The organism is Neobacillus drentensis, assembly GCF_021560175.1.
In the GTDB taxonomy this organism is placed as follows: domain Bacteria; phylum Bacillota; class Bacilli; order Bacillales; family Cytobacillaceae; genus Neobacillus; species Neobacillus drentensis_A.
In genome coordinates this window covers 4,164,742-4,190,794 of record NZ_CP091110.1, presented here as the reverse complement: position 1 = coordinate 4,190,794, position 26,053 = coordinate 4,164,742, and the positions used below count along the sequence as shown (strand labels likewise).

The 26,053-nt window shown below is 37.7% G+C and carries 32 protein-coding genes; 20 read left to right on the top strand and 12 right to left on the bottom strand.

Going from position 1 to position 26,053, the window contains the following annotated elements:
- The first annotated feature begins 123 nt into the window (after positions 1–123).
- Positions 124–819 (top strand): hypothetical protein, encoded by a 696-nt coding sequence (locus L1999_RS19665; RefSeq protein WP_235740095.1) that lies wholly within the window; start codon positions 124–126, stop codon positions 817–819.
- Here the strand turns inward: L1999_RS19665 and L1999_RS19660 are convergent, their stop codons facing one another.
- Entirely contained in the window at positions 820–987 is a 168-nt protein-coding gene (locus tag L1999_RS19660) for a hypothetical protein (RefSeq protein WP_235740094.1), read from the bottom strand. It lies immediately after the preceding gene.
- A gap of 160 nt (positions 988–1,147) precedes the next feature.
- Here L1999_RS19660 and L1999_RS19655 point away from each other — a divergent pair, with 160 nt between their 5' ends.
- From L1999_RS19655 to L1999_RS19635, 5 genes are all read left to right on the top strand, one after another.
- Positions 1,148–1,321, top strand: a complete 174-nt coding sequence (locus L1999_RS19655; protein ID WP_098529412.1) for a YozD family protein — start codon at positions 1,148–1,150, stop codon at positions 1,319–1,321.
- A gap of 183 nt (positions 1,322–1,504) precedes the next feature.
- A complete protein-coding gene (locus L1999_RS19650; protein WP_235740093.1) occupies positions 1,505–1,687 on the top strand; it encodes a hypothetical protein in 183 nt (60 codons plus the stop codon).
- Positions 1,688–1,698: 11 nt separating this feature from the next.
- Positions 1,699–2,508: a serine/threonine protein kinase gene (locus tag L1999_RS19645; RefSeq protein WP_235740092.1), complete on the top strand. Its 810-nt coding sequence runs from the start codon at positions 1,699–1,701 to the stop codon at positions 2,506–2,508.
- Complete coding sequence (locus L1999_RS19640; protein WP_235740091.1) at positions 2,508–3,278, top strand: sporulation protein; 771 nt, start codon at positions 2,508–2,510, stop codon at positions 3,276–3,278. The genes L1999_RS19645 and L1999_RS19640 overlap by 1 nt, the downstream gene beginning before the upstream one ends.
- A gap of 160 nt (positions 3,279–3,438) precedes the next feature.
- On the top strand, positions 3,439–3,747 hold the full coding sequence (locus L1999_RS19635; RefSeq protein ID WP_235740090.1) for a YodL domain-containing protein: 309 nt from the start codon (positions 3,439–3,441) through the stop codon (positions 3,745–3,747).
- 57 nt (positions 3,748–3,804) lie between these two features.
- Here the strand turns inward: L1999_RS19635 and L1999_RS29680 are convergent, their stop codons facing one another.
- The gene (locus tag L1999_RS29680) at positions 3,805–3,933 is read right to left on the bottom strand and encodes a hypothetical protein (RefSeq protein ID WP_275677748.1); all 129 of its coding nucleotides are present in this window, start codon (positions 3,931–3,933) and stop codon (positions 3,805–3,807) included.
- 136 nt (positions 3,934–4,069) lie between these two features.
- On the opposite strand from L1999_RS29680, the gene deoD reads away from it, so the two are divergent.
- From deoD to L1999_RS19610, 5 genes are all read left to right on the top strand, one after another.
- Positions 4,070–4,774 carry a purine-nucleoside phosphorylase gene (gene deoD / locus L1999_RS19630; RefSeq protein ID WP_235740089.1) on the top strand — a complete coding sequence of 235 codons (705 nt, stop codon included), beginning with the start codon at positions 4,070–4,072 and terminating at the stop codon, positions 4,772–4,774.
- Positions 4,775–5,240: 466 nt separating this feature from the next.
- Positions 5,241–7,655 carry a heavy metal translocating P-type ATPase gene (locus tag L1999_RS19625; protein ID WP_235740088.1) on the top strand — a complete coding sequence of 805 codons (2,415 nt, stop codon included), beginning with the start codon at positions 5,241–5,243 and terminating at the stop codon, positions 7,653–7,655.
- Between the two features lie 249 nt (positions 7,656–7,904).
- The gene (locus L1999_RS19620; protein ID WP_275677112.1) at positions 7,905–9,416 is read left to right on the top strand and encodes a lmo1851 family serine protease; all 1,512 of its coding nucleotides are present in this window, start codon (positions 7,905–7,907) and stop codon (positions 9,414–9,416) included.
- A 60-nt stretch (positions 9,417–9,476) separates the two neighbouring features.
- Positions 9,477–10,388 carry a CobW family GTP-binding protein gene (locus L1999_RS19615; RefSeq protein ID WP_235740087.1) on the top strand — a complete coding sequence of 304 codons (912 nt, stop codon included), beginning with the start codon at positions 9,477–9,479 and terminating at the stop codon, positions 10,386–10,388.
- 95 nt (positions 10,389–10,483) lie between these two features.
- Entirely contained in the window at positions 10,484–11,305 is an 822-nt protein-coding gene (locus tag L1999_RS19610) for a hypothetical protein (protein ID WP_430539978.1), read from the top strand.
- Positions 11,306–11,352: 47 nt separating this feature from the next.
- Here L1999_RS19610 and L1999_RS19605 read toward each other — a convergent pair whose 3' ends face one another.
- Positions 11,353–11,595: a DNA alkylation repair protein gene (locus L1999_RS19605; RefSeq protein WP_235740086.1), complete on the bottom strand. Its 243-nt coding sequence runs from the start codon at positions 11,593–11,595 to the stop codon at positions 11,353–11,355.
- Positions 11,596–11,717: 122 nt separating this feature from the next.
- On the opposite strand from L1999_RS19605, the gene L1999_RS19600 reads away from it, so the two are divergent.
- The gene (locus tag L1999_RS19600) at positions 11,718–12,176 is read left to right on the top strand and encodes a FixH family protein (RefSeq protein WP_235740085.1); all 459 of its coding nucleotides are present in this window, start codon (positions 11,718–11,720) and stop codon (positions 12,174–12,176) included.
- Positions 12,177–12,256: 80 nt separating this feature from the next.
- Here the strand turns inward: L1999_RS19600 and L1999_RS19595 are convergent, their stop codons facing one another.
- The 4 genes from L1999_RS19595 to L1999_RS19580 form a co-directional block, all read right to left on the bottom strand.
- The gene (locus L1999_RS19595; protein WP_235740084.1) at positions 12,257–12,637 is read right to left on the bottom strand and encodes a hypothetical protein; all 381 of its coding nucleotides are present in this window, start codon (positions 12,635–12,637) and stop codon (positions 12,257–12,259) included.
- A gap of 105 nt (positions 12,638–12,742) precedes the next feature.
- Positions 12,743–13,216, bottom strand: coding sequence for an Hsp20/alpha crystallin family protein (locus tag L1999_RS19590; RefSeq protein ID WP_235740083.1), 474 nt, complete (start codon positions 13,214–13,216; stop codon positions 12,743–12,745).
- Between the two features lie 21 nt (positions 13,217–13,237).
- Complete coding sequence (locus L1999_RS19585; RefSeq protein WP_215042895.1) at positions 13,238–13,480, bottom strand: spore germination protein; 243 nt, start codon at positions 13,478–13,480, stop codon at positions 13,238–13,240.
- Between the two features lie 13 nt (positions 13,481–13,493).
- Positions 13,494–13,736, bottom strand: a complete 243-nt coding sequence (locus L1999_RS19580; RefSeq protein ID WP_235740082.1) for a spore germination protein — start codon at positions 13,734–13,736, stop codon at positions 13,494–13,496.
- Positions 13,737–13,907: 171 nt separating this feature from the next.
- Between L1999_RS19580 and L1999_RS19575 the strand changes: the two genes are divergently transcribed.
- Entirely contained in the window at positions 13,908–14,681 is a 774-nt protein-coding gene (locus tag L1999_RS19575; protein ID WP_235740081.1) for an SDR family oxidoreductase, read from the top strand.
- Between the two features lie 107 nt (positions 14,682–14,788).
- Positions 14,789–14,944 carry a hypothetical protein gene (locus L1999_RS19570; protein ID WP_235740080.1) on the top strand — a complete coding sequence of 52 codons (156 nt, stop codon included), beginning with the start codon at positions 14,789–14,791 and terminating at the stop codon, positions 14,942–14,944.
- Positions 14,945–15,085: 141 nt separating this feature from the next.
- Here the strand turns inward: L1999_RS19570 and L1999_RS19565 are convergent, their stop codons facing one another.
- The 3 genes from L1999_RS19565 to L1999_RS19555 all read right to left on the bottom strand — a co-directional run bounded on the left by L1999_RS19565 (position 15,086) and on the right by L1999_RS19555 (position 18,552).
- On the bottom strand, positions 15,086–16,447 hold the full coding sequence (locus tag L1999_RS19565; protein WP_235740079.1) for an IS1182 family transposase: 1,362 nt from the start codon (positions 16,445–16,447) through the stop codon (positions 15,086–15,088).
- A gap of 117 nt (positions 16,448–16,564) precedes the next feature.
- A complete protein-coding gene (locus L1999_RS19560; protein WP_235740078.1) occupies positions 16,565–17,122 on the bottom strand; it encodes a GNAT family N-acetyltransferase in 558 nt (185 codons plus the stop codon).
- 302 nt (positions 17,123–17,424) lie between these two features.
- Entirely contained in the window at positions 17,425–18,552 is a 1,128-nt protein-coding gene (locus L1999_RS19555; RefSeq protein ID WP_235740077.1) for an amidohydrolase, read from the bottom strand.
- A gap of 177 nt (positions 18,553–18,729) precedes the next feature.
- Between L1999_RS19555 and L1999_RS19550 the strand changes: the two genes are divergently transcribed.
- The 4 genes from L1999_RS19550 to dapF all read left to right on the top strand — a co-directional run bounded on the left by L1999_RS19550 (position 18,730) and on the right by dapF (position 22,256).
- On the top strand, positions 18,730–19,053 hold the full coding sequence (locus L1999_RS19550) for a DUF4870 domain-containing protein (RefSeq protein ID WP_235740076.1): 324 nt from the start codon (positions 18,730–18,732) through the stop codon (positions 19,051–19,053).
- Positions 19,054–19,462: 409 nt separating this feature from the next.
- The gene (locus L1999_RS19545; protein ID WP_235740075.1) at positions 19,463–20,317 is read left to right on the top strand and encodes a patatin-like phospholipase family protein; all 855 of its coding nucleotides are present in this window, start codon (positions 19,463–19,465) and stop codon (positions 20,315–20,317) included.
- Between the two features lie 104 nt (positions 20,318–20,421).
- Positions 20,422–21,207, top strand: a complete 786-nt coding sequence (locus L1999_RS19540; RefSeq protein ID WP_235740074.1) for a hypothetical protein — start codon at positions 20,422–20,424, stop codon at positions 21,205–21,207.
- 71 nt (positions 21,208–21,278) lie between these two features.
- Positions 21,279–22,256 carry a diaminopimelate epimerase gene (dapF, locus tag L1999_RS19535; RefSeq protein ID WP_235740073.1) on the top strand — a complete coding sequence of 326 codons (978 nt, stop codon included), beginning with the start codon at positions 21,279–21,281 and terminating at the stop codon, positions 22,254–22,256.
- Between the two features lie 18 nt (positions 22,257–22,274).
- Here dapF and L1999_RS19530 read toward each other — a convergent pair whose 3' ends face one another.
- Entirely contained in the window at positions 22,275–24,116 is a 1,842-nt protein-coding gene (locus L1999_RS19530) for a DNA ligase D (RefSeq protein WP_235740072.1), read from the bottom strand.
- Between the two features lie 127 nt (positions 24,117–24,243).
- Here L1999_RS19530 and L1999_RS19525 point away from each other — a divergent pair, with 127 nt between their 5' ends.
- Complete coding sequence (locus L1999_RS19525; protein ID WP_235740071.1) at positions 24,244–25,131, top strand: non-homologous end joining protein Ku; 888 nt, start codon at positions 24,244–24,246, stop codon at positions 25,129–25,131.
- A gap of 358 nt (positions 25,132–25,489) precedes the next feature.
- Entirely contained in the window at positions 25,490–25,693 is a 204-nt protein-coding gene (locus tag L1999_RS19520; RefSeq protein ID WP_235740070.1) for a cold-shock protein, read from the top strand.
- 35 nt (positions 25,694–25,728) lie between these two features.
- On the opposite strand, the gene L1999_RS19515 is transcribed toward L1999_RS19520, so the two are convergent.
- On the bottom strand, positions 25,729–26,025 hold the full coding sequence (locus L1999_RS19515; RefSeq protein WP_235740069.1) for a DUF6509 family protein: 297 nt from the start codon (positions 26,023–26,025) through the stop codon (positions 25,729–25,731).
- Positions 26,026–26,053: the final 28 nt, after the last annotated feature.

Below are 26,053 nucleotides of genomic sequence, written 5' to 3'. Positions count from 1 at the left end.
TAATCGATCGCCTTAAGAAGGCGATTTTTTTATTTCAAAAATTGTCATGCGCGATATTTTTAACCCTGCATATAATATTGTAATCATCATACACGACTAATCCATTTGAGGGGATGGGAGGATATGGCAAAGAGAAAAAAACCAAAATATAAGATCGGTGATACTGTCGTGATCACCATTTATGGTACGGTTGGAAAAGTTACCGATATCAAATTATTAGATGGCAACTATGTTTATGAAGTAAATAAGAGTGAGGGCCTTTATATAGAAGAAGCCCTGCAGTTACTCTCTGAATATGAAGGAACTGTTGTTGAGCAAGAACAGATTGATATTGAGTATAAATTCTTTTTCGGCGACTTAGTTCAAGTTAGTGGTTATGGAGCTGATTTATTCAAGGTAGTCGGTTTTCGAACAGAAATTTGGCGCTACAAAGAAGACGCCTGGGAAGATGTCATATATGAATTATCTAGGGTCAGTGATGGAGATTGGCTCGAAGCAGGCGAAGAGGAATTAACCCTTGTCGCCGATGCCGAGAATGCAGATACCTTCATCCAAAAATTGGGTCTTCTATACTTAGTCAATAAGCAAGAAAAGACAGATAAAAATCCTAAAGTTCAGAGCATGGTTCGAAAGGCAGAATTTGAGGAAATAGAACGAAAAAAAGAAAAAAAGGAATTAATTGACAACTTGTTGGACATATTTAATGATTACCGAATTTTATACGAAATGTTTCAAGACCAAGAATACTATCAAGTAATGCGGGTCATTCTTAGGAAATTAGAAAGCCTGGTAAATAACGATGGGAAAAGCCATGTTTAACTACCATCTTGAGATCTCGATCAATAAATAGAGAACAAAGGGAATTCCAGCCCATTTAATGATTGAAAACATGAAATTAGTTAACTTGTCAACTAGTCGGAGGGTGTATCCATCCTCCTTATTAACATCTTCAATAAATGCCTCTAACTTCAATTGGAAATTTGACATTCAATCACCTCATCAAGTCTTTTTTACATCCTATGCTTGTCCATCAAAAATAAGACAAAAAAATCTTAATGAAAATTTTTTATATGATTTTCCCCTTCAAAAGTAACTAGCATGAAAAAGCTATGACCATCATACATTCTCTAAAAAGGGGGGCGATGCTATGAGAGAAATCGAAGTGTTTATTGATACGGAAGAAATTGCTGAATTTTTCTTTCATGAGCTGGTGAAGCGGGGTTACGTTCCTAGCGAAGAAGAATTAGAAGAACTCGCAGATATAACCTTCGAATATCTTATTGAAAAGAGTATTATTGATGAAGAAGTAGAGGATGACTAACAATCTCGTAAAAGCGTCATCCTCATTAATGATAGAATGGCAAAAGACGAGCATCTGCTCGCTTTTTGTTTGTATTACATATGAACCTTAACGCCTATGAGATTTGGATTTTTTTTTTTGTTTTGCTGAAACCTTTATCTGTCTGCCTCGTATATATGATTACGAATCTAAGGAGGGGTTTTTATGTTAAAGAAAATCCTTAAGTCTCTTTTTAACAGTAAACTTACCCATCATCACAAATATTCATCCTCAAGTGATGCATGGAAAAAAATGAATCACCATAAGCATAGTCACTATGGTCACCATCATTACAAAAAAAATAAATATAAAAGCGGCAGTTTTTTGTCTAGTTTTTTTAGCAGCTAAAAAGGTATTAAATGTTAAAACGGTCCGTGTTGTTCTTGGCGAATTTGTTGGAAAGACCCATACCGTCTGAAGAAGTGATTGCTGGGAAATTTAAAGTCATTAAACATCTAGGCATGGGCAGCTATGGGCACAGTTATTTAGTAATGGATCTCTCTACCCAACAAATGAAAGTGTTAAAAGCATTAAGGATTCATAAGAGAATGACAAAGTCGGGCAGAAAAGGCTTTGAACTGGAAAAAGGATTATTAAAGTCTATTAATCATCCAGGATTCCCTCATTATTTCGAAGAGGGAGCAGACAAGAAAATACCTTTTTATACAATGGAGTATATTGAGGGGAAAAATTTCGAACAGCTTATTTTTTCTGAGGGTTGGTCCATAACAGAACTGGGCGCCTTTAAAATTGCTGAAGAATTGCTAACCTTAATTGAATTTTTGCATAGTAGGGACATTATCCATCGGGATATACGGATTCCAAATGTGATTTTCAATGGGTCGAAAGTTAGGCTCATTGACCTCGGGTTAGGGAGATATATAGGGCAGGATAAAGTAGAGAAAATAGGAACAAAACAGATAGATTTACGAAAAAGGATTAATCCCCAAGCCGATTTTTATGGACTTGGCCATTTTCTATTGTTTTTACTCTATTCTAACTTTTCCTTTGAAACGCACAAAAAGGAAAAAAGCTGGGAAGAGGAATTAGATATTTCATCTAGGGCAAAACACATTATTAGAAGACTCTTACAGATTGAAACAGCATATGATGATTGTTCACAAATCAGAGAAGATATTAGAAGGTTACGTAACAAGGGGGAGAATTGATGTCATTTTTTAACAAAGTATTTGCCAGTGTAGGCATTGGAGCCGCTGAGGTGGACACGAAGCTTGAAAAGGATACGTACATGCCAGGAGAAACTGTTCAGGGTGTGGTAGTAATTAAAGGAGGGAAGGTTCACCAACAGATTGACGAGATTTATCTTGCCTTGAATACAACCTACTTAAGAGAGTCGGATGATCGTAAATACTCAGTAACAGCAACGATAGACCGATTTCGTTTAACCACACCTTTCACGATACGAGCCAATGAGCAAAAAGATATCCCTTTCTCTTTTCTGCTTCCGTATGACACACCACTTTCGATTGGCCGTTCAAAAGTATGGGTAACTACTGGGCTTGATATTAAAGGTGCTGTTGACCCAAGTGATAAGGACTACTTAAAAGTGATACCAAACCCATTAATGTCGACTGTATTCAACACAGTTGAACAGCTGGGGTTTAGAATCCGTGAAGCTGATTGTGAGGAAGCACCGCGCCGACTGCGAGGGAGATTACCCTTTGTTCAGGAATTTGAGTTTGTTCCTGCTTCTGGCCTGTTTCGTGGAAGATTGGATGAATTGGAAGTGGTTTTCTTCCCAGCCGGTAATGGTAATCTTGACATCATGTTCCAAGTTGATCGGCGAGCCCGAGGGTTATCTGGATTGTTCTCTGAGGCATTGGGAACAGATGAGACTAATGTAAGATTAACGATAACTAACGAGGATATTCCATCATTACAGCAGAAAATTCAAAGCGCCATCCAAAGGTATTCATGATGTATTAAGCAGAATAGAGTCTTAGGACTCTGTTTTTTTTTTTGATCCCGTTTCCGCTTGAAAAATGAATATCGACAAAAAAAGTGGACTTTCAAGGGAGGATAAACCATCCTTTATCGCCAATTATCTAAATAAGATAATAAATAATTGGAGGGATACGATGATCAAAATGTTAACGAAAAAGACAAGTATTCTTTACGATGTGACGATCTTTCAAACTCCAAAGTATCGTGAACATAGAGGTTATAAAGAGGTTCATCGGATAACAATTCCCGCTAACAGCCGCAAGGAATGTTTAGATGAAGCCTTTAGACGTTTTAATGTGACTGACAGAATACCGAACAATTATAAAGGAAGATTTATGGCGACTGGCGATATTATTTTAATTGATGAAGGCCGTGACGGCCACTTTTATTATCAATTAAAATCTGGAGGATGGGTACCAGTAAATCGAATTAATATTAGGTAAATACATAAAACCTAAGGGGTGACCTTAGGTTTTTTAAATTTTTATGGTTTTAGGCAATCAGTTTTTACGGTCTGCAGCACTGAATTCTTTTGCATGTGCATCATGCTCTGCCACAATGGCTTCAGGTGGGATGTGATTATTCTTCTTTTTCCCACGTATACGTGCTCGGTGTTTTTTTCCCATCATTACCCCTCCTTTGACCTTAAAAATAGCATCCCACATTTTAAAAAAATCATGTCCTCGTTTTCAATAAAATATGTTTATGATATAGTGTCTATGGTACAAACTTATTGCTGTACTTACTTTTTTGGGAGGTTTAATTATGAGTGTACATATTGGGGCAAAAGAGAATGAAATTGCGGAAACAGTTTTACTTCCTGGAGATCCACTTCGGGCAAAATATATAGCGGAAACATTTTTAGAGGATGCAAAATGTTACAATGAAGTTCGGAATATGTTTGGTTTTACCGGTACCTATAAAGGGAAAAGGATTTCTGTGCAAGGAACAGGAATGGGTGTTCCTTCCATTTCAATTTATGTCAACGAATTAATGCAAAGCTACAATGTTCAAAATTTAATTCGGGTCGGCACTTGTGGAGCAATTCAAAAGGATGTAAAAGTTCGTGATGTAATTTTAGCGATGACGAGTTCAACCGATTCCAATATCAATCGCCTCACCTTTGGACATGTTGATTTTGCTCCTACAGCAAATTTCGACTTGCTACGAAAGGCTTATGATGCAGGGGTTGCTAAAGGTCTTAATTTAAAAGTAGGAAATATATTTACAGCGGATTCATTTTATAATGATAATGCTGACCTTGAAAAATGGGCTAAATATCAAATCCTTGCAATTGAGATGGAGACAACAGCTCTGTATACGTTAGCTGCAAAGTTTAATCGCAGGGCTCTATCCGTTCTTACTGTTAGTGATCATATCTTAACAGGAGAAGAGACAACAGCAGAAGAACGACAACTAACCTTTAATGATATGATTGAAGTGGCATTAGAAGCTGCAACCAAGGAATAATAATTGTTTAGGCCTCTTCCTGGATGGAAGAGGTTTTTTCTTTGTCTATAAAGGAACTCCGCAATAAAATGGAGAATTTAATATACAAAGGAATAGATAAGATAGTGACCAGCATCATCAAAATTTAAGATTTAAAAAGTAGGCTGTGTTAAATGATATTGTAGATTTTAAGCATGTTGATTGGAGCGGAAAGTGCGAAGACTCCTCGAAAATGCTTTCGCATTTCCTTCGTGCGTGGGCGGATTCGAGGATGCAAATTCAAAGTCCTGCGGGAGTACGGGTCAGGGGAGACCCCACAGGCGCATGTGCGCCGAGGAGGCTCCCCGGCACGCCCCCGGAAAGCGAAGCCGCCTGGAGCGGAAATCAACATTCAAGATTGACACAGCCAAAAAGTAAAATAAAAAAGAGGCAAATAAGTGACATAATTCATAAATATATTGTGATATATAGGGTGCAGGGGTATAGTATGAATGAGGTGAACGAAGTGAAAGAGCAGCTCAAATTAGATATTACGGGTATGACCTGTGCGGCATGTTCCACAAGAATTGAAAAAGTGCTAAATAAAATGGATGGCGTTGAAGCCAATGTTAATTTACCGTTGGAAAGAGCAGTCATTTCATATGAGAAAAACAAGGTAACGAGTCATGACATTATCGTCAAAATTGAGAATCTAGGCTATGGCGTTCGGTTTGAGAAATCGGAATTGGATATTTATGGAATGACCTGTGCGGCCTGTTCCACACGAATTGAGAAAGTGTTAAACAAAATGGACGGTATTAAACAAGCAACCGTTAATTTAGCAGCTGAATCAGCACGTGTTGAATATAACCCGGGGGAAGTTACGATAGAGGGCATTAAAGATAGAATTAATAAACTTGGTTATGAAGCAAAGGAGAAGGGAAAAAGGGAATCAAAACAACAGCATAAGGAAGAGGAAATCAAACAGAAGAAACAAAAGTTTCTACTTTCTGTCCTATTATCCATTCCGCTTTTGTATACAATGCTGGGTCACATCCCTATCAATTTAGGTCTGCCAATGCCGCATTTATTAATGAATCCTTGGTTTCAATTCCTTTTAGCCACACCGATTCAGTTCTATATTGGTGGTCCCTTTTACATTGCTGCCTTTAAGGCGATTAAAAACAAAAGTGCAAATATGGATGTCCTTGTTGCCTTGGGGACCTCAGCTGCTTATTTCTATAGTCTTGCAGAAGGGATAAAGACGATTCGAAACCCTTTTTATATGCCACATCTCTATTTTGAAACGAGCGCAATTCTCATTACGTTAATTCTACTTGGTAAGTTATTTGAAACAATCGCAAAAGGGAGGACAACCGTTGCTATTTCAAAACTGTTAAACCTTCAGGCCAAGGAAGCAACTGTGATAAAAAATGGGAAAGAAACTCAGATTCCAATAGATGAGGTAAAGGCTGGCGATCGATTAATCGTGAAGCCTGGAGAGAAAATTCCTGTTGATGGGAGGGTCATCCAGGGGCAATCTTCAATTGATGAGTCGATGATTACCGGTGAATCCATCCCAGTAGAGAAAACGGTTGGGGACATCCTCATTGGGTCAACCATTAATAAAAACGGCACACTTACTATGCTAGCAACAAAGGTAGGAAAGGATACTGCACTTGCTGGAATTATTAGAATTGTGGAAGAAGCACAGGGTAGTAAAGCACCGATTCAACGGCTTGCAGATACGATATCAGGTTATTTTGTCCCTGTAGTAGTTGCCATATCCATTTTAACATTCATTATTTGGTATTTAGTTATAAGCCCTAACGATTTCCCTTCTGCGTTAGAAACTGCGATTGCAGTACTCGTTATTGCTTGCCCATGTTCTCTTGGTCTTGCAACCCCTACCTCCATTATGGTCGGGACGGGAAAAGCTGCAGAAATGGGAATTCTTTTTAAGGGTGGGGAGCATCTTGAGACCGCCCACAAAATCAATGCAGTCGTCTTTGATAAAACTGGGACAATTACTAAGGGTCAACCCGTGGTTACCGATTTTATTGCCTACCAAGATGAGAAAAAGGTCCTTCAGTATCTTGTTTCAGCTGAAAAGTCATCTGAACACCCCCTTGCGGAAGCAATTGTAAAGTATGGAAGGGAAAAACGTTCAAGCACCTTACCAGTAAAACGTTTTAAAGCGATACCTGGGTATGGAATTGAGGCGAAAATTGGCGATGATGAGGTCTATGTGGGAACGCGTAAACTTATGAATTTAAAAAGTATTTCCTACCATAAGTTAGAAAAAGACCTGCTGCGTTTTGAAACAGAAGGAAAAACGGCAATGTATATTGCTATCAATGATACCATTATGGGAATGGTGGCGGTTGCGGATACAGTAAAAGAAACAGCCATTCAGGCCGTTCAGCAATTAACGGAGTTAGGAATCAAAGTGTATATGCTTACCGGTGATAATGATCGGACAGCAAAGGCGATTGCCAATCAAGTTGGAATCCAAAACGTGATTGCCGAAGTTTTGCCTGAAGAAAAAGCCATACATGTGAAGGAATTACAGACTAAAGGGTTAAAAGTAGCAATGGTAGGTGATGGGATTAATGATGCCCCTGCTCTTGCCGTGGCCGATATCGGGATTGCCATTGGTACAGGAACAGATGTCGCCATTGAAGCAGCTGATATTACCATTCTTGGCGGAGAACTTACTTTGGTCTCAAAGGCCATTTCTTTAAGTAAGAAAACGATGCAAAATATCCGGCAAAATCTGTTTTGGGCACTTTTTTACAATTCCGGAGGTATTCCAATTGCAGCAATCGGATTGCTTGCTCCTTGGGTAGCGGGTGCGGCAATGGCCTTCAGCTCGGTATCTGTTGTCACAAACTCGCTTCGCCTGAAGAGGGTTAAAATATAAAGTGAAAAGCAGTGGAGGACCAGGGCTGTGATATAGCTTAAAATGAACGGCATTATCACCAGGTAGTGCCGTTTTTCTTTTAAAAAAGAGAGAAAACGTAATTCTTATTATATTCATTAACTTTTCTTTGTTAATTTTATATAAAAGATGTTATTCTAATCACTAAGGGTTTACTATTTTAAAATAGGCTTCTTAAAAGGTAAGATACCCCGTTTAATTGCTGGTTTACAATTTATATTTTTATGGTGAATGAAAGTGGTGAAGGCTTTGGAAGAAAAAAATGGAGATCAACTGAAGGCTGAGGAAGAAAAAGTAGAACAAGAGCAAGTGACCGAAAATAAATCAGGTTATATACGCTTGAAAAAGTTTCATTTTATTATGCTGCTATTTTTCCTTGTTTTCCTATCGGCTGGGATTACAACCTTCGCTCTTGCGTTTGGAAAAGATAAAGTGGTAACAGTTGCGCCGGAAAGAACTGAGTTTAATAAACTTTATGAGGCTTTTGATACCATAACAAATGGTTATTACAAGGATGTTAATCAGAAGAAGTTGATTAATGGTGCAATTGACGGTATGGTCAAATCACTTGATGATCCTTATTCTGACTATATGAGCAATGAAGAAGCAAAAAGCTTTCATAGCAGCATCTCCTCTTCATTCGAAGGGATAGGTGCTGAAATACAGGAAAAGGATGGCCATATTATCATTGTATCTCCTATTAAAGGATCCCCTGCCGAAAAAGCAGGTTTAAAACCCAATGATATGGTCATTTCGGTAAATGGTAAGAGCCTGCAAGGCATGAATTCAACAGAAGCTGTAACAATGATTAGAGGTAAAAAAGGAACAAAGGTGACACTATCGATTCAAAGACCAGGTATGGATGCACCAATGAATGTCCCGATTGTTCGTGACACGATTCCAATTGAAACAGTGTATGGGGAAATGGTTGATGATTCGATTGCCAAGGTTCAAATTACTAGTTTTTCAAGTAACACATCAAAAGAATTAGTCACTACTTTAAACGATTTACAGAAAAAAGGAATGAAAGGGCTTGTTCTAGACCTACGCCAAAATCCAGGGGGATTATTGGATCAAGCTGTAAGTATAACTAGTATGTTTGTTCCTAAGGGGAAAATCATTGTTAAAGAACAAGATCGTAACGGTAAAATTAAGGAAATTGCTTCCCAAAATGAAGGCAATCCAGATCTTCCGCTTGTTGTGTTAATTGATAAAGGAAGTGCTAGTGCTTCTGAAATATTTGCTGCAGCTGTAAAAGAATCTGCTGGTGTTCCATTGGTTGGTGAAAAGTCCTTTGGAAAAGGTACTGTTCAAACCGCAGCTGATTTTAAAGACGGCTCCAATTTGAAATACACAATTGCAAAGTGGTTAACACCTAATGGCAATTGGATTCACAAAAAGGGCATTGTTCCCGATGTGGAAGTGGCGCTTCCTGAATATGCGACATTACCGATTATTGATCCGGATAAGGAATTGGTATTATCATCTTCTTCGACAGAGGTACAAACAGCACAGAAGATGTTAAAGGCAATTGGATATGATCCAGGCAGGGTAGACGGATTCTTTGACGAGAAGACAAAACAAGCTGTTATCAAATTTCAAACAGCTCAGAAGCTTCCAGCTAATGGTGTGTTAAAGGGTGATTCTACCTTGAAGCTCATGGATGCATTGCGTGAGAAGTTAAAAAACAGCGATACTCAATTACAAAAAGCGGTTGAGGTATTAAAAGGCCGTATGAAATAAAAATAGTAACCCGATTCCAACTGGAGTCGGGTTACACTTTATTATAGAAGGGAAATAAGTATGAATAAGGTAGAAGTATACATATTGTCAGGATTTTTAGGAAGCGGTAAGACAACCTTATTAAAACGATTGTTAGAGGACGAGCGCAGCCGTGGGAGAAAAGCAGCTGTCTTAATGAATGAACTAGGTCAAGTTTCAATTGATTCCGATGCCGTAGAAGAAGATGTATTGTTAAAAGAATTATTAGGAGGGTGTATTTGCTGTTCCATACAGGACGAACTTGAAGCACAGCTCCAAGGGTTATTAATGAAGGATCAGCCGGAGGTAATCTATATTGAGACAACGGGTGCAGCCCATCCAGTGGAAGTATTAGATTCCATCCTTTCCCCCTTGTTTGCAGATCAATTATCGATAAAAGGGATTATTACAACTGTCGATGGTACGAGGTGGAAGGATAGGAAAGCGTTAAGCCCTCAGCTGCAGCAATTGATCCTTGAACAGGTGAGAAATGCAGATTTTATTCTTATAAACAAAATAGATGAATTAAAAGAAAATGAGCAGGCCCAATTGATATTTGAAATGCAAGGGTTAAATTCTACTGCGCAATGTTTACTAACCCAATACTCTAAAGTTCCAATTGAACAGCTTAGAAAATTGTCTGTAAATCTTGAAAAGGAATCTAGCCATATCCACTTAAATTTATCTACGTTCGTTTATCAGTTTCATAAACCGATTAGCGATACTGGTTTTGAAGAGTTTTTAAAAAAATTACCAGATACCATTTACAGGATAAAAGGTTATCTAAAGTTTCACTATTCGCAACAGCCATTTCTTTTCCAATATGCATATGGGATGCCTTTTTACATGAAGGAATACATGAATATGCGGTTAAATCTGGTGTTTATCGGAGAAAAGGTTAATTGGGATGTCATTAAAAAGCAGCTTGCTTCACTTGAAAATGTGACAGAGTAGTTTAACCCAAATAAAAATGGGTGGCGAATGAATGATTAATTCCACTTCAGGTAACTCTTTTAATGTAGCTAAAAGCCATTAAAGGAGGAGCATTAGTGAAGAAGGCAGTATGTTTTTTCATAGTCGTTATCCAAATCCTCCTAAATGGATATGGGGTAGATGCAGCAAACGAGAAAAAAAACAATATCGAAATGCCGGACTGGAAAACAGTGAATCAGTTATTACCCAAATACTCGAAGTTCGTTGTCCAAGATATGGAAACAGGAAAAAGGTTTAAGGTACAAAGACGGGCCGGAAGTCAACATGCTGATGTACAGCCGCTAACTGAAAAGGATACAAATATTATGAAAAAAATTTATGGGGGAAAATGGAGCTGGAAACGCCGGGCCATTTATGTTATTCATAAAAAGCAGAGAATTGCCGCATCTATGCATGGAATGCCTCATGGAGCGGGAGCATTAAAAAATAATTTTCCAGGACATTTTTGTATTCATTTCTATGGTAGTACAACCCATCGTACCAATTCAATGGACTTGTCTCATATGCTAATGATCTATAAGGCATCAGGCCATTTAAATCAATATCTGGCAAACGCCGATCCCTATCAGGTAATTAACGCTTATATTGCTGGCTTTAAACAGCAGGATACTGCTATTGTCTCGAAAACGTCACTGCAAACAGTAAAATGGGTTCCAATTCTTGAAAAAGTTGAAAATGTTCGGATTGTAAGATTAGAGCAGCTGCCACCTGAAGACCTTACCGAAGAAATAAGTTTAGACGTGCCTGCTGTGATTGATTGGTACATTAAGGACGTAGGCAGGCAAACGTTTCAAGGAGACATTCACTTAATCCGTTTTTCCCCAGCAGATGCTTGGAAAGTGGATTCTAAGCCATTTTTAAAAGAAAATGATTTCTAAAATAAACAAAAACACCTTTAGAATTGCTAAAGGTGTTTTTAAATGATCTAACGCTGTTCGCCAAACTTGATGAAGGTCAGTTCATCTTCAATTAATCCGCAGGCACCGCATTGAACACGGTATTCTGGTCCATTATATGGAAGATGAAATGGCTCAAGCTCTTTCTCGCTATATTCGTGAATAACATCGCCTGATTGAGGGTCGAGTTTAACAGATTGAACGACTTGTTGAATAATGTTAAAACGACTTCGGTTTGTTTTACAATTAGGACATTTGTATGGAGTTGACATAGGTTTCTCCTTTCATACTATTGTTAAACATTATTTTTTGCAAAAATATTGGTAAATATGTAACAATGCTAGTGAAGGTCCAAAATCTATAATGGAACGAACTATGTTAGGGGAGAAATACTGTGAAAAAGCTAGTCCTGATGTTTATTGTCACCTTGTTTTTAGGTTTAGTCGTTTCTTGCAGCAAGCAAGAGGATCGTACCGGTGATATGCCGAAAATGGTGGATGTAAATTTGTCCGTGAATCCTAATCCAGGCGAACCAAACAAACCGATTACATTTGAGGCAAAAGTTACGCAAGGAAAGGAAAAAATCAATGATGCGGAAGTGACCTTTGAGGTCTGGCGGTCTAAAGATACAAAACATGAGAAAATTGCTGTTAAACATTCAGAAGATGGTGTGTATCGGTTAGAAAAAACGTTCCAACAAGAGGGTACATATTATATTATCTCACATGTAACTGCAAGGGATATGCATAATATGCCGAAAAAGGAGTTTACAGTTGGGGCACCGAGTGAGAAGGAAGATGCAGCATCTAATCAATCAATGGACGGCATGAACATGGATGATCACAAAAAGTAATTAATCATTAGGATCTATACTAAAAATAAGACAGCCATTTGGCTGTCTTTTACCTCTAAAAAAGAGTATAAGTTTGTATTTTACTCCTCTTTTTTTGCCTTAATATTTACCGTTGCTTCCTTCCCTAATTTCTGTTTGACAATTTCATTGACTTTTTCAGAAATATCTCCTTCATATGTTGAACCAATGTTCAACTTCCCCGATAACTCTTTTATCCCTACTTGGCCAAAGTTATTAGCATAATCTAAGTGTTCAATCACAATTTGGTCAACCTGCAGATGGTTTATTTGAACCGTTGGAGGACGGTCACTTTCTTTTTTTGCTGCAGGGATACTAATAGATTTTACCTCTGTGTTGACTTCATTAATTTTTGACTCAAGTGAAGTAATCTTGTTTTCCAATTCCGATATTTTCTTCGTAAAAGTTTTATTTGAAGTGAACAAGCGAAAGAAGAATTGCATAAAAACCCTCTATTCAGAATTGGATTATTCACAAACCGAACCGGGATAGCTTCCTTTAGTTAATCTTATTTGTAATTACCGGAAACATGCAAAAAAAATCAACGCTTACAGAATTTCTGTCACGTCGATTTGTGAATATTGCATATCAATATTTTTAGGAATTTTTATTTCTAGGACCCCATCTTTATAATTTGCCGTGCCGCCTTTCTTTTTAACAATTGCGGGAAGAGTAATCGTATTAGAATCTTCTCGATCAGGAATATGTTCTACAATAAGTTGATTTGAAGTATGGTAGAGGCGAAGCTGGTTCAACCATTCTTCGTTACGAATGGGTATTCTTACGAATACATAATCATGTGTCTCAAAGGCGGTGGAATTTAATACATTGGCTGACCTTTGTTTTGTATCTGATGTTTGAAAATTTCTGAATAAATCTTGGTTGTTCATCATATCGCCCATGTTATTGGGCATTATTTTTCCAATTAGATCTTGAACGTAATTGTTAATCTCATCCGGTTTCATTTTTTGTAATGAATCTTTCATATCCTTTGTAAAAGGAAACATATTCCAAGGAAACATTTTCTTTCAACCTCTCTAACGCTAAAATTGATTTGCAATTGGTGCGGAAGGGTTCGCAATTTGGTCTTGGTCACTAATATCTGTGTCACCGAAGCCATTTAATGAAAAAGAACTTGAAGGAGATAAATCCCCTAAGGCAAAATTGGATCCTATCCATTTTTGGTTGGCGGTATGGCTATTCTGGACGGCCGGCCCTAAAGAAATATTTGCATTGTTAGCTATGGAATTCGTCTTGATATTAAAAACGTTTATCTGAAAAGGCATTTTTTTCAGTCCTTTATATCGAATTACTATAGACATTCGATGGATTTGCGATATCACCCATATCATTCATATCTGGATCAATAAAAACATTCTCCATGGCCGCAGTGGGGGGGGCAAAATCTCCATAGGATGAATTTTGACCTTGGGATTTTGAATTAGCTGTATGTGCATTATGAAGGGCTTCGCCGATGTTGACAGACCCGTTGTTAGAAACACTGTTGATTTTCAGGCTGAAGATATTAATTACAGTCTGCATCCTGTCACATCCTTTATTGTTGTTATCCGTATCATATGCAACTACTCGCCCATCCGTTATTAAAACTTCCCATCCCATAAAAAGGGACAGGCGATAAAATTTGCATATATAAACATTTCTTTTTAACATATATATAAAGAGAAGAATTCTTTTTATAGAGAGGTAATGATGGTGAACAAGAAAACGGCATTGATTACAGGCGGAGCTTCTGGTATCGGCAAAAAAACGGCAGAACTGCTTGCGGAAAATGGGTATCAACTTGTGATCAACTATCGAAAAAGTGAGTCAGAAGCTGTTTTCTTAGCAAAGCAATTAAATGATCATTACGGGACAAAGAATATTGCCATCCAAGGCGATGTTGCCAACAAAGAGGATTGTATACGCATTGTGAATGAGACTCTTTTAGCTTATTCGGGAATAGATGTCTTAGTTCATAATGCTGGTCCATACATACATGAACGAAAAAAACTGACAGATTACTCTTTTGAGGAATGGGATTATTTAATCCAAGGTAATTTAACAGCAGTATTTTATTTGTCAAAACTGATCATCCCTTTAATGAGGAAACAAAACTGGGGGAGAATTATTACGTTAGGGTTCGACCGGGTTGAAACCACACCAGGCTGGATTTTCCGATCCGCTTTTGCTGCGGCTAAGACTGGTTTAGCATCCTTCACTAGAACCATGGCAATGGAAGAAAGGGAGTATGGAATAACCGCGAATATGATTTGCCCTGGAGATATTACAAATGAATGGAAGGAAAAAAACATTAAAGATTCCCTCTCATTAAGCAGTGAAAGGCATTCGGTGGGTAGACAGGGAACGGGTGAAGATATCGCTCGCGTTATCCAATTTTTAATTGATGAGAAATCTGATTATATTACAGGAAGTATTATACCAGTAACCGGCGGGTTTGATGTCCTCGGAAAGGCATTAAGAACGTAAAAAGTATATATGTTCTAAAGTTTTTGAACAATTTGATTTTGTGAATGGATATGGCAACTTTTGTAGATACTAGAATTTATTCATCTATGAAAGGAGCAAAGAATTGTATGAGTTTTAACATGAACCGAATTAATCCAAATCAAACCCAGGTTTTTTTTCAAGATGGCCGCTTTGAAACGTTAACAAATGAGGAATTAGACGAATTTTTGCTCCATATGGGAATTAGTGAAGGGATCAATGACCAAAATACATTGGAATCATGATTTTTATAAAAAATGAAAAGCAATCGGCTAGCCGATTGCTTCAGATTGTAGACAAAAGGCATCCGGATGTGCCAATCTGGGTGTCTTTTTGTTGTTTTTTTGCTCGTAAGAGCAAAAGTTAGGCCTATCCTATGCTTATTGCTACGCCATTTCTGGACTTATCCAAGTCCAATTGGCCATCTTTTTTAAATTCATGGCAGCAAAAGTAAGCATCGCTTGCATGGACAATTTTTTTAGGCCTCTTAAGGTTGTCCAACGCATACCATGCTTTTCCTTGGCATCTGCAAAAACACGTTCAATGGTTTCTTTGCGTTTTGCGTAAATGCTTTTATTCTCTTGTGTCGAACGAAGATATTCGGCTTCTTCTATATGGTGTTCCCAGACATGACGCTGAATGAGTTTTTTATGTTCCTTACTCTGCGTGCATTTTGAAAGTAAGGGACATTTTTCACATTCAATCGGATTAGAGAAGTATTGACGGTAGCCTTCCTTCGTCGTAGTTGCATACTTCAATATTTGTCCTTGCGGACAGATATAACAATCGTAGTATTCATCATAAACATATTCATATTTTTTCATGTACCCCTCTTTCGTACGAGGGCGAGTATAAGGTAAAGCAGGTGTCATATCATTTTCAAATATGTATTGGGCAATAGCAGGTGTTTTATATCCAGCATCAGCAGCAACAGCAGAAGGTTTTCCTTGTTTCTCGATTACCTTTTCCAATAGTGGTTCGAAAATGACACTATCATGGACATTCCCAGGAGTTACAATTGCCCCTAATACAAAACCATTTCGATCAGCGGCCGCATGGAATGAGTATGCGAACTGTTTCGTACGCTCGTCCTTTACGTAATAACCACTCTCAGGGTCAGTAGTACTTTTTTTTATTTCCTTAAATTCCTCTTTCTCAAACTTATCTGGTGGAAATGGCTTTTTATCATGTTCTTCACGGTCTTTATTAATCTCTTCTTGTAGTCTTGCTTCGTATGCTTTCGTTTCTTTTCTAACTAATTTCTTCTCGAATTTATGTTTATTTGCACTTGCTTTTACATGGGTTGAATCTATAAATACATGCTCGCTACTAATCAATTTCTTATCAGAGGCTTCCTTCAAAATACGATAGAAGATCTGTTCAAATAAATCTGTATCTTTAAAACGTCGTTCGTAATTTTTACCGAAGGTAGAGAAGTGAGGCACTTTATCATAAAATCCAAAGCCTAAGAACCAACGATAAGCCAAATTTGTTTCGATTTCTTCAATAGTTCTTCGCATAGATCGAATACCGAAGGTGTATTGGATGAATGCCATCTTAATTAATATCACAGGATCAATGCTTGGGCGTCCTCTTTCAGTAGAATACATTTCTTGAACCAGGGGATAGATAAATGAAAAATCAATAGAAGCTTCTAACTTGCGTACTAAATGGTTGGCCGGCACAAGTTGTTCTAAAGCTATCATTTCTAATTGGTCACGATTTATCTGTGTATTCTTACTTAACATCTTATCCACCTCAAAAAAATTATCTATATCCCAATTATACAAAAAGGACTGCCTACAAACCCTTAATTTTTTCGGATTTGTCGACAGTCTGAAACAATCGGCTAGCCGATTGCTTTTTTAGGCTTCTAATAACTTAGAATCCGTTTCATCTGTTCCTATGCGTAACAGATGGAAAGTATACAGGTCTTTTGGTATTTCATATAAGTCATAAACAACTTCATTTGCATTTAATTGTGCGTAAAGTGATGCTCGCGTTTCGTTTGCTTTTACAACATAGGGAAGTTTTTCTGCGGCTTTAATCGAACGAATATTCACCTTTCGAATTCGCATAAAAATAGTCTCAATTCCGGCTTCATAAAAAAGCTCGTTGAAAAAAGCTTCCTTAGCAGGGCTATTATACCCTTTCCCATGGTAGGGTTTGCCCAGCCAAGTCCCTAAAAAGCCAGCGTTATCTTGGATGTCAAACAAATTAATGGTGCCGATTGGGTTGCCCCATTCATCAAGAATGGTACGTGAAATTAATTCACCCCGTTCTTCTGCCTCAATCGTTTGTTTCGTCATAAATAAAAATTCTTCATATGAGTCAGCTTTTTGACGTACAAAAGGGAAGACATCTGGATGCGTCATTAATTCGTACAGTGTGTGGCTGTCATGAAGATCACGTTTTTTCAACATGAAAATCCCTCCATTAGGGCATTCCGATCCCATGTGTAAAGAAGCGGTCCACCCTCGAAATTTTTTATAGAATTGCGTAAAAAATTTCGGGGTGGGAATCGAACCCACTAGAACCAGTAAACTGGTGGCGCACCATTTGCCTTCCCTATATCATTTTTTTGTTACCAGATTATGTTGATAAACCCCCAAATCAAACAGGTTCAAAATCATTTACTTAGAGTATAATACAAGAAAAATTGAAAAAAAGAAATAGGTTTTTTGCGGTTTTTCGCTAATATTTTTTACCAATTTTCTACACATTTTTAGCCTTCCGAATAAACGATTTCACCGCCAATCATCGTCCATTTCGGCTTCGCTAAATAATAGAAAGGATGATGGGTCCAGAGAACTAAATCAGCATCCTTACCTTCCTCAATACTGCCGACTCGATCGTCAATTTTTAGGTTTCTTGCCGGGAGAATGGTAATTCCTTCAATGGCTTTTTGTTCAGGTAACCCTTCACGAACGGCAAGGCTCGCGCAAATATTTAAGTATTGGATGGGTGTATAAGGATGGTCTGTTGTAATGGATACCTCCAAGCCGTGATTAGTCAAAATTTCATACGTTTTCCACGTTTTATTTTTTAATTCTACTTTAGACCTTCTTGTTAATGTTGGGCCTACTGAAACCTTTAGATCAAGTCCTGCTAATTCATTTGCTATTAAATGTCCTTCTGTACAATGTTCAATACGTAAATCAAGCTGGAATTCCTCCGCAAATCGCAGGGCCGTAATAATATCATCGGCACGGTGGGCATGGATTCTAACCGGTATTTCTCTTTTTAAAGCCCTTACAAGTGGTGCAATTCGAAGATCTTCAGGATTGTCTGTATGGATGGCTTTGTAGAAAGCCTCCCTTAACATTCCCATAATCCCCATTCGAGTAATGGAATCACTATTACCATGACTATGGATCCTCTTTGGATTTTCTCCTAAGGCAATTTTTAGCCCTGCGATCTCCTTGACTATCATTTTCTTAATGTTTTTCCCAGTAGTTTTAATAACAGAAGTAGTACCACCAATAACGTTTGCACTGCCGGGCATCACATGAACGGTTGTAATTCCGCTTTTAATCGCATCGGTAAAAGCCTGATCTAATGGATATACACCATCAATCGCTCGGATATGCGGTGTGAGGGCTTCAACTGTTTCATTGGCATCATTACCAGCCCAGCCAGTTCCTTCATCATATAAACCTAAGTGTGTATGAACATCAATAAAACCAGGAAACAAATAAGCGTCCGAACAGTCAATTATTTTTACTGTTAAATCTGACTTTAAATTGCTGCCAATTTTTTTAATCTTGCCATTTTCGATAAGGAGATCGGTATACATTGCCGGTTTAGAGGTAACCGGATAAATAGTCGCATTTTTTAAAAGTATTTTATCCATAGTAATACCTTTCTATATGTTGTTAATAGTATTTTATCTATTTTAGCAACATATGTGTCACAGGAAAAGTCAACTAATGATAATTTATTTGCGGATTTATTTTAAAATCACGAAACCTTTATAGTGTCGAAGCGTAAATATTAGCGTAAAGAAAAATTATTTAATGGGGGATATGAAATGGTAAAGAGTGAAGAAAGGCTATTAGCGGCAGGTTTGTATGTCCTAAGCTTGTTTTTTCCTATTATAGCACCACTGATTATTTGGTTATTAAAAAAAGAAGAATCCACTTTTATTGATGTACATGCGAAAGAATACTTTAACTTCTTTATTTCTTATTTTGTCTATTCGATTGTAGCAGGTATCTTGTCAATCGTAATTATTGGTATTTTTTTGTTATGGGTGTTAGGGATTGCAGCGCTTATTTTTAGCATAATCGCAGCTGTTAAAGCTTATGAAGGAAAAGAATATCGGTTTCCATGGATATTTAGATTAATTAAATAATAAAAGGCAGAATGAGAACCCGGCAAAGATTTGTCGGGTTTTGGCTTGTTTATAATATAAGTATTGCAGGAATATTAAAGTCTATTTGTTTGCATACGGGAACCCATATTCTATAATAAGAGATGTATTTTTTTATTTTGGCTGTGTTAATTTTGAGTGTTGATTTCCGCTCCAGGCGGCTTCGCTTTCCGCGGGCGTGCCGGGGAGCCTCCTCGGCGCACTTGCGCCTGTGGGGTCTCCCCTGCCCCGTACTCCCGCAGGACTTTGAATTTGCTTCCTCGAATACGCCCACGCACGAAGGAAATGCGAAAGCATTTTCGAGGAGTCTTCGCCGCCTTCCGCTCCAATCAACATGATAATAATCAACCATTACCTTTAACACAGCCTTATTTTTTAGGGGTGAGGCAGTTTGTTAAACCAAATAGGATTAGTTCTAGAAGGCGGCGGGATGCGTGGGGTTTATACTGCCGGGATCCTGGAATATTTTTTAGAACAGGAATTGTTTTTTCCTTATGTTATCGGTGTTTCAGCAGGAGCATGTAATGCAGCTTCTTATTTATCAAAGCAAAAAGGCAGGAATAAGACGGTAACAGTTGAATATGCTAGTGATCCAAGATATATATCGTGGAGAAACTATTTCAAAAATAGGCAGTTCTTTGGAATGGATTTTATTTTTGATGAAATCCCTAATCAACATGTGCCTTACCATTATGATGTGTTTTATAACAGTCCAGTTGAGTTTGTGGTCGGGGCAACTGATTGCTTAACAGGGATGCCGGTTTATTTTAAAAAGCAGGAGTACGGGCAAGATTTGCTAACCGTACTAAGGGCATCAAGCTCGCTTCCGTTTATCGCTCCAGAAATCCGGTACCAAGATAAAATTCTTCTTGACGGGGGGATAAGTGATCCTATACCTATCAAAAAAGCGCAAGAAGATGGCTTTAAAAAAAATATTGTCATTTTAACTAGGAATAAGGGTTATGTCAAAAAACCATCAAAATTTCATTTTCTAGTAGATAGGAAGTACCCGAATTACAAGGGGTTACAGAAATCATTACGGAGAAGGTATCAAATTTATAACGATACCCTGGATTATTTAGAAAAAGAGGAAAAAGCAGGTAATGTGCTGATTATTCGTCCATCTGAGCCATTAAAAGTAGGGCGGATGGAAAGAAATCCACAAAGGTTAGAAGATTTATATCGCCAAGGCTACCGGGATGCACAGGAATCAAAGAATAAAATTAATTCTTATTTAGAAGGCTAGTGTAGAGTCTAGCAGGCTCTCCTTTACTTTTTAAAAACTCCTATCATTTTTTTTAATCCTATTAAATAAACTCTTAGTAGAGGAATTGATAAGGGGTTATCTGGATGAAAATAAATGAATATTACCGGGATACAGCTAATATGAACTTAAATGGTAGTATTGCCGCTCTGGTGCCAACTACAATTATCATAGTAGGAAATCTTTCTGTTTTAAAGCAAAGGGAAATCATGCTATTTGTGCTTCCATTTATGATTTATAGCCTGATTAGTTTTCAAGTCTATCTATTTAGAATGAACCAATCTATTTCAATTAAACGCAATATGAATACTTCTAGAGATATTTCCACTTCTATTTTTAATGCCCAGCATCTTTTAATACTTTACAGGAACTCACAGTCCTCTAGATTGTTCATCTATTTTCCCAATGGTCATATGGCTGGACACATAAAAAAATTTCGAGGAACGGGTATCGAGAGGTTAAAACCATCGCGAACTTATGCTTTATATAATATAGAAGACCAAGTACTGGGATATTTTAAGTTAAAAGGCAGGAAAGTGATAAAGATTAATGTTTTTGATAGAAATCGCCTCTATTTAGGCAGATTTGAAAAGAGGAATATCGGCTTTCGGAAAGCAAAAAAGGAGCTGTTTGACCGTAACGGAAGATTCATCGGAGAGGTGGAAGGATCTTCATTCTTTATGGATGAACTCGTTTATGATCGTGGTCTAAAAGAGGTGGGGCGACTGCGGAGAGGGTGGATGCCGATTGAATGGAGTCCGTTATTTCCAGAGCCGAATACACCTGTACTATCGCTTACAGAAGATTTTTCGGAACAGGACAGGCTGCTTAGAATGTCGTTATTAATTAATGAATACTTTATTGAGAGATAATACAAGACAGTTTCCTTCCATAATAATGTTTGATATGATGGATTTAAGTTATGATTCTGGGGGTAAAAGTTGTGCAAATTGATATAATTAAAGGTCATGGATCAGGAAATGATTTTCTCCTCATCGATGAAATCTCAAATGACTATGTGTTTACGGAAGAAGATAGAGCAAACCTTGCAAAGATTTTGTGTAACCGTGACGCCGATCTCGGAGCCGATGGAATTTTATTTATTATGAAAAGTGAGCAAGTGGATGGAAGAATGCGTGTCTTTAATGCAGATGGTTCTGAAGCGTCCATGTGTGGGAACGGCCTCCGTCTGGTAGCCAGATATATCTGTGAACTGAAAGGAATTAACCAGGCAGTTATTGAAACAATGAAAGCAAATCTAAAGGTTAGAAAACAAGAGGATATATTTCCTCACGTTCACACCTACCAGGTTGAGATTTCTCCCGTCCTGTTTGAACTAAAGGCACTCCCATTAAACCTAAATAAACCTACTCTTTTTAACGAAAGAATCAAGGAGCTTTCAGATGAGTTAAGGTTTACCGCGCTGGCGGTACCCAACCCGCATTTGATTGCAATGGTAGAAACTGAGCAGCTTGATAGTAATCTTCAAAAACAACTTAGTGAAAAAGTGAATGGTCCCAATGATTTATTCCCGGATGGGGTAAATGTAAGCTTTGTAAAGCCGCTCGAAAGAGGCTCTATATACGTCCGCACCTTTGAGCGAGGGGTAGGTTTTACAAATGCTTGTGGTACAGCCATGTCAGCTTCGTCATTGGTTACTTGCTTAACTGATTTAAATGACTTTGAAACGGCAATCAACGTTTATAATAATGGCGGTAAAGTCCAATGTGTGGTTCATAAAACGGAAGATAGCTTCACAATTGATCTAATTGGAAATGCTACCTATCTTTATCGTGCTTTCATTGAGTTATCACTAAATGAAAAAACTTTCTCCGTTTCATCAAAAACCAATTTTACAGAACAAGATACCTATGAGAAGCTCCAAGTGGCTGCCCAGGAAAAAATAGAACAATCGCTTTAAAGGATAAGGGATATCACCTTATCCTTTTTTACTGGTGTTTTTTAAAAACTCAAGGACCGGAGCAAAGGGCTGCAGTTGCTTTGTTTGAGAATAGTCCATAAAAGGGTCACCTTGACTGCGGATTCGTTTCAGCGCATTCTCCATATTAAAAGAGAATAAATCTAGTTTGTCATTCACTTCCTCCCAATAAAGAGGGGTTGCGACACCTGCATGTTCGTTGCCCCTCATCGAGTAGGGAGCGACAATCGTTTTACCTTCAGAATGCTGTACATAATCAACATACAACCTGTTATTTCGATTTTTTTTCATCCGTTCAATCGTGAAAGAATCAGGATCCTTCGAAATCAAATATTCCGCAATAAAGCTGGTGAATAATCGTGTATCATCATAGGTATAGACATTTTCCGGTAAAGGAAGGTATATCTGCAAACCTTTATTTCCTGAGGTTTTAATAAAACCAACCAGATTTAATTGGTCTAGTACTTCTTTTATCAATCGAGCGGCTTTGATCGCTAATTGAAAGGCGTCTTTTGATGGCGGGTCAAGATCAAAAACGATTTCACTAGGTCCCATGCTATCGACGGTTTGAAAAGGGATATGGAACTCAATGGCCAGTTGGTTTCCAAGCCACACAAGGGTTTTAAGGTTATTGCACAAAATGTAATGAATGCCTTCTGCCTCTTTTGTCTGGACAAATTCTGGAGCATAATCAGGACAATTTTTTTGATAAAAAGCCTCTCCAAACATTCCATGTGGATAACGAATAACTGTTAAGAGCCTGTCCTTTAAAAAGGGCAGCATAAATGGTGAAACTTCCCGCAGATAAAGAATATAATCAGCCTTCTGAATGTTGAAATTTCCCCATAAGGGTTTATCTGGATGGGTTATTTCCAACTCTTGAGGCAGATTTTTTTGAGCAAACATAAAGCGGTCATAGGTGCAATCAGCAGGTTGTAAATCAAATCGAAAACGATCAAAATGAGGTTCACGCAGTTGATTGTCATATAGTTCTAAATATTTCACTTCAAGGCAGATAGCGGGTTCAACATAGATAAATTGATTATCCTCATTAATCATGTTCTGTTTTATTGTTTGTTGTAAGGCATTTTTTTCTTCTGGTTTAAAACCAAATAGAACTTGTCCAATCGAACATATTTTTTTGTCTTGATAAACACCTATATAAAAATAGCCATTTGTTTTCTCATAAGCTGTTACAAAGCAGCTGACATATTTCCAGTTTTTATACTTTAACCACTGCAGCGTGCGTTTTCCTTCTTCCCAAAGACTATTTTTAAATTTAGCAATAATGCCTTCTCCATCATACAAGACCACTTTTTCCCATAATTCATTAAAATCATCATGTGCTTTTACGTATTGAAGCAGTTGATCGTTATATGGATCAGCTTTTAACTTAAAACCTGCTGCTCGGAATAATTTCTCTAGTGCTTCTTTTCTTTTATAAAAGGGTTCTGTATAGATCCTATTTCCTTTAACCAACAATAGATCAAAAACCATTAGACGGCAGGGAAAACGAGTTGCTTGCTCTTCAATTTTTTTTTCGGACTTTAGTCGTCCTCGGACTTGAATCGCGGAAAAATTCGCTTTATGTGTGTTTTCCAAATAAACAAGTTCACCATCTAATTGCAAAGGTAAATAGGATTTAAACTGGGCTTCATATTGCAAAAGGAACTGTTTGATTTCCGGGAATTGAGGTAATAAATTCTTTCCATTCCTGCTTATTAGTTCTATCCCCTTTTGATTCCAGGTTAACATAGCCCGGAAACCATCATATTTCACCTCGTATTTCCAATCAGGCCGTACGGGAAGATCAAAGGTTAAACTTGGCAGCATTGGCTTCATCGGTACGTTTCCCTTCTTTTTCCCTTATTCTGCTTCAATTAATTTCACTTCATCCTTTTCCAAATCTTTTAAGGAATGAAGCCGAGGCTTTACCGCAAAATAAAAACAAAAAGAATGGAGAATATCTATGCATACGATGTGGAAAGGCAGTATTAGTTTCGGGCTTGTAAACATTCCTATCAAGCTTCATACCGCAACGGAAGACAAGGATATAAAGCTTCGCACCCTGCACAATAAATGTCATGCTCCCATTAAATATGAAAAAATCTGTACTGTCTGTGAAGAGGAGGTAAAACCAGAGGATATTGTAAAAGCTTACGAGTATACAAAAGGCAAGTTTGTCGTCCTAGATCATGAAGAATTAGAAAAGCTGCGCAAAGAAAATGAAGAAAAGGCTGTAGAAATCATTGATTTCGTCAAAATTGAAGAGATTGACCCTATTTATTTTGATCGAACGTATTATATGTCCCCGAATGAGGGCGGCAGTAAGGCATATTCCTTACTGCGCAAGGCATTACAAGAGTCCCAAAAAGTTGGACTGGCTAAAATTATTATTCGCTCTAAGGAACAGCTTGCAGTTATTCGCGTATACGAAAATACATTGGTGATGGAAACAATTCATTATCCAGATGAGGTCCGTAAAGCTGGAGATGTTCCTAATGTTCCAGCAGAGAATAAAGTAACGGAGAGGGAACTAGAAACAGCGATATTACTGATTGATCAGTTAACGACCACGTTTGAGCCTGAAAAATATACAGATGAATATCGTACCGCGTTATTAGAATTAATTGAGTCAAAACGGACGGGGCAGGAGACCGTAACATCAGCTACTAAAGAAGTAGCATCAAATGTTACAGACCTCATGGCAGCTTTACAAGCGTCGATTGACCGGACGAAACCAAATAAAACAACAACATCAGCTCTAAAGGCTACAAAACCTGAGATAACGAAACCTAAAAAAGCAACTGCAGCTCCTAGAAAAAAGGCCCCATCCAAAGTGAAAAAAGAAGCCTAGCGACAGATGTCAACTTTATCAATAAAGTGAAGGACCAGGTTCAATTCACTTGGTCTTTCCTATATGAATTTGTTTCTAAAAATTGACTTGGAGTAATAATTATGTTAAAATTTAAATATGTTTTAATGTTTCGGTATTATCTGATTTAAGTGGTCGTAGCTGCACGAAAGTGGGGGAAGCTCTTTTACCTAACGTGTAGGGTACGTCTTTTTTATTTTGTAGAATGGTCAACAAAATTAAAATGGTGATGCAACAATTGGTAAAGCATCACTTTTTTATGTATTAGTATTACTAGAATAATAGCTGGGGATGCGTTTTAAGCTTGTTCAGGCATAACTATCTATAAGGAGTGATCGTTTTGGCGTTTGGCAGAAAAAATGAAGAAGAAATTAAATTAGAAGAAACAAAGATTTGGGAATGTACCTCTGAAACTTGTAAGTGCTGGGTTCGGGATAATTTTAAAAGCAGTGAGGTTCCACTTTGCCCAATTTGCAAAAGTGAAATGAGGCAATCAACGAAAGAACTGCAAGTGATTCATAACCATAGTAAAAATTTCATGTAGAAAACAAATAAAGCAGGGAGCATGATGCCCCCGCTTTATTCGTTTTCTACAATGTTTATACAGTAAGATAAAACTAACCCTTCTTCATCTTCCTCTAATTCAAAATCGAGTACCTTTTCAGTCCCGCGTTCAAATAAGTGATAGCTGGTTATTTTATCTCCGCTTTCATCGTGTACAAATATACACTTTAAACCGACACCTTTCTCAGAATACAATTCATCCTCCTCATCGACTTCGAGCTCTAGAAAAAACTCATAACGGTCTCCAGATAGTAAACCAAATGGATCCTCTAATTTTTCCACTTCGTGGCCTGTAATGTTCAACTCTATCATCCTTTTCTGTTTATTGACTCTCTTATTA